This window comes from Methylocella tundrae, from assembly GCF_038024855.1.
GTDB lineage: Bacteria > Pseudomonadota > Alphaproteobacteria > Rhizobiales > Beijerinckiaceae > Methylocapsa > Methylocapsa tundrae.
In genome coordinates this window covers 1,541,017-1,555,903 of record NZ_CP139089.1, presented here as the reverse complement: position 1 = coordinate 1,555,903, position 14,887 = coordinate 1,541,017, and the positions used below count along the sequence as shown (strand labels likewise).

Annotated in this window: 13 protein-coding genes; 9 read left to right on the top strand and 4 right to left on the bottom strand. The window is 60.0% G+C overall.

The window, feature by feature from the left end; genetic code table 11:
* Positions 1 to 338: 338 nt before the first annotated feature.
* Positions 339 to 848 carry a hypothetical protein gene (locus SIN04_RS09690; protein ID WP_244605753.1) on the bottom strand — a complete coding sequence of 170 codons (510 nt, stop codon included), beginning with the start codon at positions 846 to 848 and terminating at the stop codon, positions 339 to 341.
* Positions 849 to 1,042: 194 nt separating this feature from the next.
* Positions 1,043 to 2,755, bottom strand: a complete 1,713-nt coding sequence (locus SIN04_RS09685; RefSeq protein WP_134488686.1) for a carboxylesterase/lipase family protein — start codon at positions 2,753 to 2,755, stop codon at positions 1,043 to 1,045.
* Between the two features lie 719 nt (positions 2,756 to 3,474).
* On the opposite strand from SIN04_RS09685, the gene SIN04_RS09680 reads away from it, so the two are divergent.
* The 9 genes from SIN04_RS09680 (at position 3,475) to tgt (ending at position 10,447) form a co-directional block, all read left to right on the top strand.
* A complete protein-coding gene (locus SIN04_RS09680; RefSeq protein ID WP_134488684.1) occupies positions 3,475 to 3,795 on the top strand; it encodes a 2Fe-2S iron-sulfur cluster-binding protein in 321 nt (106 codons plus the stop codon).
* 154 nt (positions 3,796 to 3,949) lie between these two features.
* Positions 3,950 to 4,987, top strand: a complete 1,038-nt coding sequence (locus SIN04_RS09675) for an NAD(P)/FAD-dependent oxidoreductase (protein WP_134488682.1) — start codon at positions 3,950 to 3,952, stop codon at positions 4,985 to 4,987.
* Positions 4,988 to 5,018: 31 nt separating this feature from the next.
* Positions 5,019 to 5,522 (top strand): pantetheine-phosphate adenylyltransferase, encoded by a 504-nt coding sequence (coaD, locus tag SIN04_RS09670; protein ID WP_134488680.1) that lies wholly within the window; start codon positions 5,019 to 5,021, stop codon positions 5,520 to 5,522.
* Positions 5,523 to 5,774: 252 nt separating this feature from the next.
* On the top strand, positions 5,775 to 5,978 hold the full coding sequence (locus SIN04_RS09665; protein ID WP_134488678.1) for a hypothetical protein: 204 nt from the start codon (positions 5,775 to 5,777) through the stop codon (positions 5,976 to 5,978).
* Positions 5,968 to 6,618, top strand: coding sequence for a Fic family protein (locus SIN04_RS09660; protein WP_134488676.1), 651 nt, complete (start codon positions 5,968 to 5,970; stop codon positions 6,616 to 6,618). The genes SIN04_RS09665 and SIN04_RS09660 overlap by 11 nt, the downstream gene beginning before the upstream one ends.
* A 71-nt stretch (positions 6,619 to 6,689) precedes the next feature.
* A complete protein-coding gene (locus SIN04_RS09655; protein WP_134488674.1) occupies positions 6,690 to 7,253 on the top strand; it encodes a peptidylprolyl isomerase in 564 nt (187 codons plus the stop codon).
* Between the two features lie 227 nt (positions 7,254 to 7,480).
* On the top strand, positions 7,481 to 7,936 hold the full coding sequence (locus tag SIN04_RS09650; RefSeq protein WP_134488672.1) for a peptidylprolyl isomerase: 456 nt from the start codon (positions 7,481 to 7,483) through the stop codon (positions 7,934 to 7,936).
* A gap of 277 nt (positions 7,937 to 8,213) precedes the next feature.
* A complete protein-coding gene (gene queA, locus SIN04_RS09645; protein ID WP_134488670.1) occupies positions 8,214 to 9,308 on the top strand; it encodes a tRNA preQ1(34) S-adenosylmethionine ribosyltransferase-isomerase QueA in 1,095 nt (364 codons plus the stop codon).
* Entirely contained in the window at positions 9,305 to 10,447 is a 1,143-nt protein-coding gene (tgt, locus tag SIN04_RS09640; RefSeq protein ID WP_341264399.1) for a tRNA guanosine(34) transglycosylase Tgt, read from the top strand. Before queA ends, tgt begins: the two co-directional genes overlap by 4 nt.
* A 63-nt stretch (positions 10,448 to 10,510) precedes the next feature.
* On the opposite strand, the gene SIN04_RS09635 is transcribed toward tgt, so the two are convergent.
* Together SIN04_RS09635 and SIN04_RS09630 are read right to left on the bottom strand one after the other, a co-directional pair.
* On the bottom strand, positions 10,511 to 11,716 hold the full coding sequence (locus SIN04_RS09635) for a lytic murein transglycosylase (protein WP_134488668.1): 1,206 nt from the start codon (positions 11,714 to 11,716) through the stop codon (positions 10,511 to 10,513).
* Positions 11,713 to 14,853, bottom strand: coding sequence for an efflux RND transporter permease subunit (locus SIN04_RS09630; RefSeq protein WP_134488666.1), 3,141 nt, complete (start codon positions 14,851 to 14,853; stop codon positions 11,713 to 11,715). The genes SIN04_RS09635 and SIN04_RS09630 overlap by 4 nt, the downstream gene beginning before the upstream one ends.
* Between the last annotated feature and the right edge of the window lie 34 nt (positions 14,854 to 14,887).

Sequence of the window (14,887 nt, the reverse complement as noted above, 5' to 3'; positions counted from 1 at the left end):
GTTCAGAGCAAATACATCAGCGCGAACGCAGGCAGAGAGTTAATCAAATCTTACTTTACATCCCTAACGGAGGGATTGAAACCCGATGGTCGGCGCTTCTGGAAACATCGTTAACGCTGCGGCGACGATCGGCGGGTCTTGACCTTTCGATCCGATTTCAAAGTTTCGCGGAGATCCGCAAATGGTCCTGACTTCCCGGTTTTTTGATGTCTTTTCAGCCCCCCGCCTGCCCGAAAATGCTTCGAGCGTCGCCAAAAAGCGTAGAATCGAAAGGCAAACTTGATTTCGTTGCGATCGCGGGCGGCCGTTACGCAAGCATTCGCCCGCGCGCCGGCGATTCAATCGCACCATCTGCGAAAGGAACGTCGTGCCGGGCGGTCTCGGGCTTTCGATGAAGGCCTCGAAATCCTTGCCAGAACGGCGGCGATGCGCACGCGGGGCGCAAGATCAATGATCTCGGCACAGCGCGCGGGCGCCTCGGCTACTCGTGGGATCGGTTTCTTGTTTATGCAACCGGCGGCTTTGCCTATGGCCAGGTAAATTCCGCGGTAAATCTCTCGGGCCCGGGCGGGACCGGATTCTCGATTTCCGCCACGCCGCGTACTGGCTGGACCGTTGGTGGCGGCTTCGAGTATGCAATCACCAACAATTTGACGATCAAAACCGAATACCTTTACGTCGATCTCGGCAATAACAGCGCATTGTTCAATGGCGCGATTCTCGGTGCTGTCGGCGTGAATCTGAATCAGAAGACCACCGCGAACACTGTTCGTGCTGGCCTGAATTACAAATTGGATTGGTTTTTGCCGCCCGCCGCCCTTGTCGCCAAATAATGCCCTCCGGCTCATCTGCGTCCAGCAGGGCTATGGCCGCCTTCGGACATCTATTTGCAGCGCCGGACATAGAGATCCTATAGGGCCGCAACCCGGCGATGCAGACATTAGCCCTTCCAGGCGCTTAAGGTTTGAGGATCTTTGGCGATGGGTAGCGGCCATGGTCGCGACCGCTACCCGAGTTCAGCTCAAGGAATTGCGCTTTTGTCCTAGTAAGTCAGCAGCTTATCCCAAAGATCGCACTTGTGCGCGGATGAGAACTGCGCGTCCGTGAATGTCGACAAGACTGGAATGTTTTCGGAAAGAAAGGAGGGTCTGTTCGCTTTGGCCTTGTAGCGCGGCCATGGGCTGTTTCCCTGTCCATTCGGGTTGCCCGTCCAGGCGAAGTTCGTCCAGGCGGTCACGAGAGCGTCGGAAAGCTGCTCCTGCTTTTTGTTAAGAGCGTGCGGAATGCCATCCGGTCCACCGTGATAAAGGGGGAATAGGTACTGGATGTCGCTCGTATGGTAGGCGAGAGATTGAAATCCCGTCATTTTGGGAAAATAGAATGGAGCGGTTCGATCGTCGAACTCATACGCGTAGACCGGCGTTTGATCGGCGAGCAATTCATCGTAGTACCGCTGTGTGCATGCGATCACGTCGGTCTCGACCGCATCCAGCGCCAGCTGCGGAGTCGTATAGGCGTAGAGCGGATAGCGAGCCAGGACCTTATTAACGGCGCCTGCGGGATAGGCGGGAGGCGAGCCGCCAGGTCCCGCGTTGCCGCCGAAAGTTCTGGCCACGTAGGCATCGAAGGAGGCTTCCGTCACCGGAGTTCCAGAGAAGTATTCTGGAACGGCGATGAAGAAATTGCCCTCGTCCTCGGTGGTGCCGCTCATCACGGGCATGTGGTTGAACTGTCCATTTTTGAAGGCCGTGGTAAGAAGGCCGCTCGGCAAAATCCGTCCGTCCGCTACAAGAAAGTTGCCGTAGGGTCCGCTGGCGCTGGTCGTTCCTTGCAGCGCCATGATTTGCTGAGCAGTCAGGCTGCGCAGACATTTGGCGGTCGCCGCATCAGAGCCGGAGCCACAGCCGGCCGCGGCCGCGAAAGCTGTGCCCTTCGCTTCGGCCGTCGGCAATGGCGTCGGCTCGACGATTTTGCTTTGAAAGATGCCTCGATCGAACAGCCCCGCGGCGAGGGGGGATATTACGTTGGCGGCTGTGTCGACCGAACCCGCTGACTGGCCGCCCACGGTGACGTTGTTCTTGTCGCCGCCGAACTGAGCGATATTCCGCTTCACCCATTTGAGCGCGAGCTGCTGATCAAGCAGGCCATAGTCGCCGAACAAATGGCCTTCCGCGTCCAATGCGGGGTGGGCGAACCAGCCGAGCAGGCCGAGGCGATAGTTGATGGTGACGACAACGGTGTGGCCTTGCGCGGCTAGTTTGCCTCCATCGTAATCGTTGCTCTCCCCATCCATGTTGCCGCCGCCGTGAATCCAAACGATGACCGGAAGCTTTTCATTGCCAGCCGGATCGACGTTCGGCGTAAAGACGTTCAGATAAAGGCAGTCTTCATTGTTGTTTGCCGGGCCTGCATATAAGCCATTCTCCGTGATCTGCGCGCAAGTCGGCCCGAACGCCTTCGCTTGCAACACGCCGTTCCATGGGGCGTGCTCTTTCGGCGGCATCCAGCGCAGACGACCGACCGGCGGCTCGCCGTAAGGAATGCCGAGAAACTCGGCCACGCCATTGACAATGACGCCTTTGACGCGCCCCTCGTGCGTTTCGACCTTCAGATTGCTCGCGGCCTGAGCCTGCATCGACGCCGTGATCGCCCCGACGGCCAGCGTGAAAGCAAGCGCGGCGCTGGCTCTGAAAGACGGGCCCGTTTTGTTGGATCGTGAACAGACTGACGGCCGCAACTTTGCAAGCTTGGACATTTTCCCCCCATAAATTGTGCTTCTTCTCACGCGCATTTGGTGCGGTCGGCGACTATAATGGTGACGCTGCGGCTCAATCTTCCATGAAATTCCGCCGCCTATAATAATTTGGCTATTCGCCTCGGGCTGAAGTTCGATTCGCACGTTTCCGGCTGTTATCGCGGCGCCCGGCATTGACATGCTGACAACAAGCAACTGATGCTGAGATCTCAATTTATGCGGCCGTGGCTGTCGCATCGCACCAGGATTTATGCGCCGCGCTCCGAAACTGTCGGTTGCGTCGGACAGCCGCTTAAACGCCGTGCACATTGAACGTGTCGTAAACCGCCGCTTGGCCGAAACGAAACGTCCGCGCCGAGTGCGCTGATTTGGAGCCTTGCATCTTCGTTCGCGTCGTCGAAGCGTCTTCGCTGTCGATGGCGCGGCGCGCGGACGGTTGCCGCCCCACGCGATAGAAATCACCCTTTCGTCGAGACGCCGCCGACTGCCAAACATAGCGCGTTCGATCGCCTGGCGATCGTCAACGCGCCAATGCCCTCGAGCTATTCGCTTTCACCCGCGCTGATTTTACACTCTTGCACGATCATTGAACTTCGGCCATGAACTGCGGCCACGTGGTATTAGAGTTGAACCCCTATCCTGTCCGGAGCCGGATTCGACGCGGGCGACCTTTGGTTCGCGAGAGAAGCGGCCGCCGGAAGAACGTTTAAGCGAGATCCATGCCAAAAATTACTTTCGTCGACTCGCTCGGTGAAGCGCGCACTGTCGAGGCGGACATAGGCTCCACCGTAATGGAAGCCGCGATTCGCAATGCGATCCCCGAGATCAGCGCGGAATGCGGCGGCGGCTGCGCCTGCGCGACCTGCCACGTCTATGTCGACGAGGCGTGGGTTTCGCTGACTGGCAAGGCCTCGGACCAGGAAGAGGACATGCTGGACTTTGCTTATGGGGTGCAGCCGAATTCGAGGCTTTGCTGCCAGATCAGGGTGACGCCGGAACTCGACGGCCTGAAGGTTACGACGCCGGACCGGCAAGGCTAAGGCCGTGGTCGGGAGACGGCGGCAGCTTTCCATATCTCGGCGCGCATGCTGCGTTTGCGCCCCGGCTTGAAGCGAAATATTCCGATCCGGTAATGGCGGCGGCGCGGCGCCTGCTGTCGCGGGATCATTGGAGCAGGGCAGTTCGGAGCAGGATATGAGTGAGATCATCAAGACCGACGTCGTTATCGTCGGCGCTGGACCCGCCGGACTTTTCGCGGTGTTCGAGCTAGGGCTTTTGGACATCAAATGCCATCTCGTCGACATCCTCCCGAAAGCCGGCGGACAATGCAGCGAACTCTATCCGGAAAAGCCGATCTATGACATTCCGGGCTACCCGATCGTCACCGGGCAGGGCCTCGTCGATCATCTTTTGAAGCAGATCGAGCCATTTCATCCGACCTTCCACTTCGGCGAGATGGTCGAGGGTCTGAAAGCCGTCGGCACGCCGGAAGCGCCGCTGTTTCATCTCCGCATGAGCGGCGACGCAATATTCGAGGCCAAGGCGGTCATCGTGGCGGCTGGCGGCGGCTCGTTTCAGCCGAAAAAGCCGCCGATCGAAGGCATTGAAGCTTATGAGGGCAAATCGGTCTTCTACGCGGTGCGCAAGATGGAGGATTTCCGCGGCAGACATGTCGTCATCGTCGGCGGCGGGGATTCGGCGCTGGACTGGACTCTCAATCTGCAGCCGATCGTCAAGCGTCTGACGCTGATTCACCGCCGCGACGATTTCCGCGCAGCCCCGCATTCCGTTAAGGCGATGCGCGATTTCGTCGCCAATGGGCAGATCGACCTGCACATCGGCCAGGTGTCCTCGCTTCGCGGCGAGGCGGGAGAACTCTCATCGCTCGCCGTCAAGGGCGCCGATGGAAGCGTCACCGACCTTGCCTGCGAGCGGCTGATCCCCTTCTTCGGGCTCACCATGAAGCTCGGTCCAGTCAGCGAATGGGGCCTCAATCTTCACGAGAATCTTGTTCCGGTCGATACGGAGCGTTTCGAGACCAATATTCCCGGCGTATTCGCGATCGGCGACATCAATAGCTATCCCGGCAAGCTGAAGCTCATCTTGTGCGGCTTCCACGAGGGGGCTTTGGCGGCGCAGCGCATTTACCACTATGTCTATCCGGACAAGCGGCTGACCTTCCAGTACACGACCTCATCGTCAAATCTGCAAAAGAAGCTTGGCGTCGTTTGAACGCCCGCCTTTTCTGCCTCGGAAGCAAGGCATGACCCGCGTCGCGCTCTACACCGGCTCGTTCGATCCGTTGACCAACGGCCACGTCGACGTGATCGAAAGCGCGTCTCGTATCTGTGACGAACTCGTCATCGGCATCGGCTCGCATCCGTCCAAAACGCCCTTGTTTGGCGTCGAGGAGCGTGTCGCGCTGATCAAGGAGGTCTGCGCGGAACTGGTCGCGGCGCGATCCTGCAAGCTGTCGGTGCAGCCTTTTTCCGGGCTCGCCGTCGAGGCGGCGAGGCGGGTTGGCGCTGAAATCCTGGTGCGCGGCCTGCGCAACGGCTCGGATCTCGATTACGAGATGCAAATGGCCGGCATGAACGCGGCGATGGCTCCTGAGATCCGCACCGTATTTTTCGCCGCCTCGCCCGCAGTCTGTCACATTACAGCGACATTGGTGCGGCAGATCGCAGGGATGGGCGGGAATGTCTCCAGTTTCGTGCCGGAAGCCGTCCTGCGCGCCTTGGACCTCAAACGGCGCGGAGCCGGATAGATCCCTCCGGCTGAAATTTCTTGAGCCTCCTTTTGCAGGGGGCGATTTTTGGCCCGAACGCCAGCATCGATCATTTCCAAAATATCCGCCGAAGACATAAGCATTTGTAAAATATCGTTTGGCTGCACGGGCGGTAACTGCATGACAGCTGAGGAAGCAACCAACTTCTAATTCCGATGTTGATTAACCTGCGCGGTATATGGTTTGGTCCGCGAGAGAGTCGGCGTCTCTGAACCGGACGGAGAGAATAAAATGACCGAAGCCCTTGAGGCGCTAATTGCCAAAGCCCAAAAGGTTCAAATGACGGATGGGCAACTGCGCGAGCAGCGGCTGAGCTTTGTTTATGGAAACACACACATTGAGAATGTGCGGATTACACGCGAAATGGTAGCCGAAGCAGACGAAAAAGTGGCCCAGGAAGAGAAGTCGCACCGGGCCGAGACCGATGAGCGATGATCGCCACAGCAAGGCTGATCCGGTTGAACTGATCATCGACCCGGACCAAAAGGCCCGAAGAGAGGCTGAAAATGGAGTTCGGCAGTTTAACGCGGCTCTCGAAATCATTAAGTCTCATATTTTGGAACCCGACAAGAGTTTTCGCTTAACGCAGGCTTTGATTCTCCGACTTCACGAAAAAGCTTTGGCTGGTATTCATCCTCTGGCAGGAACGTATAGAAATACTCCAGTATTCATTGGGAAAAGTAAGCACCTTCCACCTCCTCATCTAGAAGTCCCTGATTGCGTGGCGGAAATGTGCAGTTATGTAAATACAAATTGGGATGAAAGGAATGCGATTCAATTATCGGCCTACGTCCTATGGAGAATGAACTGGATACACCCATTCGCGGACGGAAATGGCAGGACGGCAAGAGTTGTTTCGTATGTTGTGCTTAGTATCAAACTAAACAGTGTTCTTCCTGGGACCCCTACAATTCCGGATCAGATCGCCGCAGACAAACAACCTTACTACGCCGAATTGGAGAATGCAGACGCTTCTTGGAAGCACGAGAGATTGGCCCTTTCCGGTATGGAGGCCATGCTGGAGCGTATGCTCGCACAACAGTTGCTCAGAGCAACCGAAGAAGCCGGCAATTAATAATTTGGTTTCCGGTCCGCCATTTCAAATTGAGATCGAAAACTAATTGTCAAGCAAAGGATGGACACGCGATGTTGAGCCGATTGATCATCGCTTTTGGCGCGGCAATAGCCCTTTTCGCCGGCGTCGCTGCGGCGTCCGCGCAGGACCTCAAAGACACGATCTACCTCGATACGAAAGACGGCCGCATCACGATCCAGCTTCGGCCGGACCTTGCGCCAAAGCATGTCGCGCAGATCGAAACTTTGACCAAACGCGGCTTCTATGACGGAATCGTATTCCATCGCGTCATCGACGGCTTCATGGCGCAGACCGGAGACCCGACCGGAACGGGGACTGGCAAATCGGACCTGCCAAACATCAAGGCCGAATTTTCATCCGAGCATTTCAAGCGCGGCACAGTCGGGATGGCGCGCTCGCAGGATCCGGATTCCGCGAATTCCCAGTTCTTCATCATGTTTGGCGACGCCCCCTTCCTGGACGATAAGTACACGATCGTCGGCAAGGTCGTCTCCGGCATGGATGTCGTCGACAAGATCAAGAAGGGCTCGAAGGCGGACAACGGAACCGTCACCGCGCCGGACAAGATCATCAAGATGCAAATGGCGGCGGACGCCGCTCCGGCAAAGAAATAGGGCCAAAAGAGCGCTTCTCGGGACGCTATCCATAAGCCGCCGGAGGCCGCTGTTTACCTTGCCGCGCGCATAGGGTATTGCATCGCGATCATCGGCCCAAATTTGAAAGCGCTGCTGCTTCCAAAACCGAACGAGGAAGGCGTCCCCGCCTTTCGATCTTGAGGCCCTTCCGACGCGAACCGCGCCATTCAGGTTCGCCCACTCAAAAACTCACGCAGGAGTTTCGCATGCCAGAAGCTGGCAACACCCTCACATTAGAGACGACGCAAGGCCCCGTGGTGATCGAGATGCGGCCGGATCTCGCGCCAGGCCACGTCGCCCATATCAAAAAGCTCGTCGAGGAGAAATTCTACGACGGCATTGTGTTTCATCGCGTGATTGACGGCTTCATGGCGCAGACCGGCTGCCCGCATGGGACCGGCACGGGCGGCTCGAAGTATCCAAATGTCAAGGCCGAGTTCAACGCCGAGCCGCATGTGCGCGGCGTCGTCTCGATGGCGCGCGCGCAGGACCCGAATTCCGCCAATTCGCAGTTCTTCATCGTATTCAACGACGCCCGCTTCCTCGACAAGCAATATACCGTCTGGGGCAAGGTCATCTCCGGCATGGAGAATGTCGACAAGATCAAGCGCGGCGAGCCCGTGCGCGATCCAGACAAAATCATCAGCGCAACCCTCAGCTAAAACCAACAGCCTGGTTGACGCCTGTTGGCAATGGGCGGATGCGTGCGCTGCTTGTAAGACAGCGCCGCATCGCTTTTTTCGCCCGTTCCATTTTTCACGACTTTGCCTTGCGTTTCGCTCTTTGGCCTATCCCGCATCACGTTATCGCCGGCGCGTAGTTTTGACGCCATTGTCATCCACTTGCCGCCGCGTATTAGTCGGACTTCAACTCTCGATTTTCTGTTTCGATCCGCGCATGAAAAAGTTGGAAGCCCAAACGGCGCCTTTGAGATCTTGAATGCGCGTAGATCTTTTTGATTTTGAGCTGCCGGATTCCTCGATCGCTTTGCGCCCGGCGCATCCGCGCGACGCCGCGCGAATGCTGGTCGTGCGATCCGAAGCGCCGTCCGCGCCGGCGCTGGAAGACAGAATCATCCGCGACCTGCCCGATTTGCTTTCGCCCGGCGATATTCTCGTCGTCAATGACACGCGCGTCATTCCGGCTCGCCTTCAGGGCCGCCGCGTCAGAGGCGAGGCGGAGGCGCGCATCGAAGCGACCCTGCACAAGCGCGAAGGCGCCAGTCTCTGGCGCGCTTTTGTCAGGCCCGCGAAAAAGCTGAAAGCGGGCGAGATGATCACCTTTGAGGCGGCCGGCGCCGGGTCGCTTGAGGCCGAGGTTGTCGAAAAGGGCGAAGAGGGCGAAGTGCTGCTCGGCTTCGCAGCCTCGGGGAGCGATCTCGACGCGGCGCTCGATCGCATCGGGCAAATGCCGCTGCCTCCTTACATTTCGGGCAAACGTCCGGCCGATGAGAGTGATGCGGACGATTATCAGACGCTGTTTGCGCGCCGTTCCGGCGCCGTCGCCGCGCCGACCGCGAGCCTGCATTTCACGCCCGCCCTCATCGCGGCGCTGTCCGCAAGGGATATTATGATCGAAAAAGTGACGCTTCACGTCGGCGCGGGCACGTTCCTGCCGGTCAAGGCGGCCGATACCGAAGATCACAGGATGCATGCCGAATGGGGCGAGGTGAGCGCGCAAACCGCGAAAACGCTGAATGACGCCCGCCGCGGGGGACGTCGCATCGTAGCCGCCGGCACCACGAGCCTGCGCATTCTGGAATCGGCGGCCAAGGACAATGGCGCCGTCGCGGCTTTTTCCGGCGATACGTCGATTTTCATCACGCCTGGCTACAGGTTCCGCGCGGTCGACGTGCTTCTCACTAATTTCCATCTTCCGCGCTCGACGCTGTTCATGCTGGTTTGCGCCTTCTGCGGTCTTGAAACCATGCAACGCGCCTACGCTCATGCGATCGCCCACGGCTACCGCTTCTACAGTTATGGCGACGCCTGTTTGCTGTTTCCCGCAGCGGCGAACAAAGCGGGCGACCTATGACGCAAGAATTCCATTTCGACATCGCCGCAACCGACGGCGCGGCGCGGACCGGCGTTATCACGACTCCGCGCGGAAAGATCAGGACGCCGGCCTTCATGCCGGTCGGCACGGCGGCGACAGTCAAGGCGATGCATCCGGAAGCCGTAAAAGCGCTCGGCGCAGACATCGTGCTCTCCAACACCTATCATCTGATGCTGCGGCCCGGCGCCGAGCGGATCGCCGCGCTCGGCGGTCTCCATCAATTCATGAACTGGCCGGGGCCGATCCTCACCGACTCGGGCGGCTTCCAGGTGATGTCGCTCGCAAAGCTGCGCAAGCTTGATGAGAATGGCGTCACCTTCCAGTCGCATATCGACGGGGCGCGGCATGTCTTGACGCCGGAGCGTTCGATGGAGATCCAGGACCTCCTCGGCGCCGACATTCAGATGCAGTTCGACGAATGCGTCAGGCTTCCATGCGAGGAGGCGGAGGCGCGCCGCGCCATGCTGTTGTCGCTGCGCTGGGCGGAACGATCGAAGAAAGCCTTTGCGCAAAAGCCCGGGCGCGCTCTGTTCGGCATCGTGCAGGGCGGCGCGTCGGAGGCCCTGCGGCTTGAGAGCGCGCGGGCGCTGGTCGATATGGATTTCCAGGGCTATGCGCTGGGGGGCCTTGCCGTCGGCGAGCCGCAGGAGGTGATGCTGGCGATGATCGACTGCGCGGCGCCGCATTTGCCGGCGGCGAGGCCGCGCTATCTGATGGGCGTCGGCTCCCCCGACGATCTCGTCGAGAGCGTCGGGCGCGGGATCGACATGTTTGACTGTGTGATGCCGACGCGCGCCGGACGTCATGGTCTGGCCTATACCCGCGCCGGAAAACTCAATCTGCGCAATGCGCGCCACGCCGATGATCGAGCTCCGGTCGATGCTGATTCCGCCAACGCCGTGACGCGGACCTATTCCCGCGCCTATCTCCATCACCTCGTCAAATCCGGAGAGATCCTCGGCATGATGCTGCTAACCGAAATCAATCTCGCCTATTATCAGGATCTGATGGCGGGCCTGCGCGCGGCGATCGCGGCGCGCCGGCTCGATGAATTTTGCGCGCAGACGAAAGAGGGCTGGCGCGGGAGCGATGCGGGCAGGCTGGAGGCTGACGACTGACGCCCTCAGGATGAAGGTGCGCTGCTTCGCGACGCTTCAGCAGGGACGTCATCCACACCGGCGCTAATTCTGCGTCAGCCGCCGCAACACTTCCTGCGAGCCATAGCCGTCCGCCGGGCTGATCTTCGCGGCAATCTGGAACGCATGGATGGCGTCGCGCGAGGCCTGGCCGAAGCGCCCGTCGATGGCGCCGCTATAAAGCCCGCGCTTTTGCAATTCGCGCTGGATCAACGATTTGTCGGCGCGGCTGAGGAAGGCTTCGCCCGCGGGCCAGCGGCCACGCAGTTCCCCTCCGCCATTGATCCGATCGGCGAGCAGGCTCAGCGAAAGCGCGTAAGAGTCGGAGTTGTTATAGGCTTTCAGCACCCAGTAATTGTCGGACAGCAGAAAAGCCGGACCAGCGGCGCCGGATGGCAGGAACAACGTCGCGTCGCCCTCAGCACGCAGGGGGCTCCCATCAGCATTGACGACGCCCTGCGCCTTGAATGCCGCGAAACTGCGATGCAATGAGGCGAAATCAAACCCCGGCGGCAGCACGACCTCCATGCCCCACGGCAGGTTCGGGCGCCATCCGGACTGCCGCAAAAAATTGGCGATCGAGGCAAGGCTGTCCTGCGGCTTGTCCCAGATGTCGGCGAAAGCCGAACCGTCGAAACTTGCGGCATATTTCAGATAGGCCGATGGAATGAACTGCGGATCGCCCATGGCGCCGGCCCAGGAGCCCTTCAGCTTCTCGCGCGGCGCGAGACCCTTATCGAGAATGACCAGCGCCGCGATGAACTCATCGCCAAAAAGCGCGCGGTCCTGGCGTTGATAGGCGAGCGTCGCGAGCGTGCGCACAATATCCTTGCCGCCCTTCGCCGCGCCGAAATCGGTCTCCATGCCCCACGCCGCGACGATGATCTGCGGCGGCGCGCCGAAACGCTGCGAAATACGCGAAAGCTCCGGGTTCCATCGGCGCAACGCGGCGCGTCCGCGCAAAATTCTTGGCGTTGAGACGGCCTCCGCGAGATAGGCTTTGAGCGGCTTGTCGAACTCCGGCTGTTTTGCGGATGCCGTGGGCGCGGACGGATCGGGCGTCAGCCCTGTGATCGCCGCCTCAAAGGTTGCGCGCCGGACGCCCGCCGCCTCGGCGCGCGGCCATAAGGATTGGAGATAGGCCTGAAAGCCGGAATCGCTCTGGTCCAGCGCCGATAAGGTCCCTGGGAAGCCGAACGCCAGCAGCGCGAAAACGCAGATGATAACGCAAAGCTGCTTGCTCTGCGTCATGACCGGCCAGCGTCCGTCAGCTTTTGCTTTTTGTTCGGCCACTTCCATTCGCGCAGGGACTCGAATGTCACATAGAGCATGGGGATAAGAAAGACTCCAAGCGCGCTCGCCGCGATCATGCCTGAAAAGACCGGGGTGCCGACGCCGCGCCGGCTGATCTGCGCCGCGCCATGCGCGATGACCAGCGGGAGCAGGCCGAGAACAAACGCGATGGAGGTCATCATCACGGCCCGAAACCGCATGCGCGCGCCAAGCACGGCCGCTTCACGAATGTCCATGCCTTGCTCGCGTTGATCCTTGGCGAATTCGACGATCAGAATGCCGTTTTTCGCGGCGAGTGCAATAAGCACGACGAGACCGATCTGCGCATAAAGATCAAGCGCCAATTGCGCGATCAGGATGCCAGCGAAGGAGCCGAGCACCGCGACTGACACCGACATCAGCACGGGAATGGGGATAATCCAGCTTTCATACAGCGCGACGAGGAAGAGGAAAGCGAACAGCAGCGCCAGCGTCAGGATGACGCCGGTCTGGCCGGAGGCCTCGTGCTCCTGAAAGGCGGTGCCGGTCCATTCATAGGTGTAGCCCGGCGGCAGCGTCCGGGTGGATAGCGCGTCCATCGCCGCCAGCGCGCCGCCGGACGACACGCCTGGCGCCGGCGTGCCATTGATCGTCACCGAACGGTAATTGTTATAGCGCGTAATGACCTGCGGGCCCACGATCGTCCGCATTGAGGCGAGCGCCGCCATCGGCACCATCGTATTCGATTTGTTGCGCACATAGATTTGCCAGATCGACGAAAAATCGCGGCGATCGGCGGCGTCGGCCTGCAGATTGACCTGCCATGTGCGCCCGTAGAGATTGAAGTCGTTGATATAGGTTCCGCCCAGCGTCGCCTGCAGAGCGGAGAATATGTCGGCGATGTCGACGCCGAGCGCTTGCGCTTTTTGGCGGTCGATGTCGAGGAAGATTGACGGATTGGTCGCGGTGAAGGTTGAGAACACGCGCGTCAGCGCCGGGTCCGCGTTGGCCGCAGAGACCATGGCCTGCATGACGCTGGCGATGGCTGAGGGATCCTGTCCTTCAAGGGCTTCGAGCTGATATTCGAAACCGCCCGTCGTCGAAAGGCCGATGATCGGCGGCAGGTTGAATGCGATGACCGAGGCGGTGCGAATGGACGCGGCCTCGCGCGTGATTTTGGCGATCAATGCCTGCGCCGAATCCGCTTCTGTCGGGCGGTCGGCGAAGGGCTTCAGTTTGGCCACAATGAAGCCTGCGTTGGGTTCGCTGACGCCATCGATGCGCGAATAGCCGATGATCGAGAAGGTATCTTGCATCTGCGGCATGGCCAGCAGCAGCTTCTCGACTTCTCTCATCGCGTCGCTGGTGCGCTGGACAGAGGCGCCGTCCGGCAGCTGGATGGACAAAAAGAAAGCGCCCTGATCTTCTTCCGGCAGAAAGCCGACTGGCGTTCGCAGCGACAGAGCGTAGATGGCGCCGCCGCATGCGGCGACGATGATAAGGGCGATCGAGGCGCGCCGCACAAGAACCGTCACGATCCGCCCATAACCGTCGCGCGCGCCGTCGATCGCGCGCAGCACGCGTCCCATCAGCCCGCTGCGATGCCCGCCCGGCCGCAGCACAAGGCCGCAGAGCGCAGGCGATAGAGTCAGCGCATTCAACGCCGAGATCAGCATCGAAACGCTGATCGTCACTGCGAATTGGCGGAACAATTGTCCGGAGACGCCGGGAATGAAAGCGATTGGAACGAAAACCGAGAGAAGCACGAGCGTGATGGCGATGATCGGCGCGGTGATCTGCCCCATCGCTTTCTTCGTCGCAGCGGCCGGGGAAAGATCGGGCTCCTCTTCCATGACCCGCTCGACGTTCTCGACGACGACGATCGCATCGTCGACGACGATGCCGATGGCGAGCACGAGGGCCAGCAGCGATACGGTGTTGGCGGAATAGCCGACCGCCAAGAGCACCGCGAATGTGCCGATGAGGCTGACCGGCACCGCGACGGCCGGAATGATGGTGGCGCGCACGGTGCCAAGAAAAAGGTAGACGACGACAACGACGAGCACGAACGCCTCGGCCAGCGTCTTCAGCACTTCGTGAATGGTGTCGGAGACGAAAGTCGTCGAATCGTAAACGATCTTGGATTTCAAACCTGCGGGAAAGCGAACCGCGACCTTCGCGAGGGTTTTCTGTACGGCGGCCGCGGTTTGAACCGCGTTGGCGCCGGGCGAGAGATAGATGCCGATCGCCACCGCAGGCTTGCCGGAGAGCCGGCTCTCATTATCCATGTTCTGCGCGCCGATCTCGACGCGCGCGACATCGCTGATATGAACGATCGAACCGTCGGGATTGGCGCGCAGCACGATTTTCCCGAACTCCGCCGGCGTTGTCAGACGCCCCTGCGTTTGCAGGTTGAGCTGGAACTGCTGGTCATCGCCGATAGGCCGTGCGCCGATGCGTCCGATCGCCGCCTGAACATTCTGCGATTGGATGGCTGCGATGACGTCTGATGGCGCGAGATCGAGGCTGACCAGCCTCTCGACGTCGAACCAGATGCGCATCGAGTATTTGAGAAGGCCGAAGAGCGAGGCCTGGCCGACGCCGGGCGTGCGCGACAGTTCATCGAGCACGTTGATCGTCGCGTAATTGGTGATGAAGAGCGGATCCTGCTTGCCGTTCTCGCTGTAGAGCATCATGAACTGCAAGATCGCCGAGGAGCGCTTTTGCACGATGAGCCCCTGATGCGTGACCGTCTCCGGCAGTTGCGCCAGCGCCGTTTGGACCCTGTTGTTGACATTGACGGTGTCGATGTCGGGATTTGTGCCGAGTTCGAAGCTGACGGTGAGATTGTAGCTGCCGTCATTGCCGCTCGTCGATTTCATATAGATCGATCTGTCAACGCCGACCATCTGGGCTTCGAGCGGCTGCGCGACGGATGTCTCGACAACCTCGGCGGAAGCGCCTGGATAGGTTGCCGTCACCTGCACCTGCGGCGGCACGATGTCGGGGAACTGTGACAGCGGAATGCGCAGCAAGGCGAGGGCGCCGGCGATCGTGATGACGATCGCGATCACGATGGCGAGCCGGGGCCGATCGACGAAAACCGCGGAGATCATTGGCCAGCCCCATGCGTGGCGTTGTGATGTCGTA

Coding starts and splice junctions, on each gene's coding strand:
- SIN04_RS09690 (WP_244605753.1), bottom strand. CDS start 848: ATGAGCCGGAGGGCATTATTTGGCGACAAGGGCGGCGGGCGGCAAAAA.
- SIN04_RS09685 (WP_134488686.1), bottom strand. CDS start 2,755: ATGTCCAAGCTTGCAAAGTTGCGGCCGTCAGTCTGTTCACGATCCAAC.
- SIN04_RS09680 (WP_134488684.1), top strand. CDS start 3,475: ATGCCAAAAATTACTTTCGTCGACTCGCTCGGTGAAGCGCGCACTGTC.
- SIN04_RS09675 (WP_134488682.1), top strand. CDS start 3,950: ATGAGTGAGATCATCAAGACCGACGTCGTTATCGTCGGCGCTGGACCC.
- coaD (WP_134488680.1), top strand. CDS start 5,019: ATGACCCGCGTCGCGCTCTACACCGGCTCGTTCGATCCGTTGACCAAC.
- SIN04_RS09665 (WP_134488678.1), top strand. CDS start 5,775: ATGACCGAAGCCCTTGAGGCGCTAATTGCCAAAGCCCAAAAGGTTCAA.
- SIN04_RS09660 (WP_134488676.1), top strand. CDS start 5,968: ATGAGCGATGATCGCCACAGCAAGGCTGATCCGGTTGAACTGATCATC.
- SIN04_RS09655 (WP_134488674.1), top strand. CDS start 6,690: ATGTTGAGCCGATTGATCATCGCTTTTGGCGCGGCAATAGCCCTTTTC.
- SIN04_RS09650 (WP_134488672.1), top strand. CDS start 7,481: ATGCCAGAAGCTGGCAACACCCTCACATTAGAGACGACGCAAGGCCCC.
- queA (WP_134488670.1), top strand. CDS start 8,214: ATGCGCGTAGATCTTTTTGATTTTGAGCTGCCGGATTCCTCGATCGCT.
- tgt (WP_341264399.1), top strand. CDS start 9,305: ATGACGCAAGAATTCCATTTCGACATCGCCGCAACCGACGGCGCGGCG.
- SIN04_RS09635 (WP_134488668.1), bottom strand. CDS start 11,716: ATGACGCAGAGCAAGCAGCTTTGCGTTATCATCTGCGTTTTCGCGCTG.
- SIN04_RS09630 (WP_134488666.1), bottom strand. CDS start 14,853: ATGATCTCCGCGGTTTTCGTCGATCGGCCCCGGCTCGCCATCGTGATC.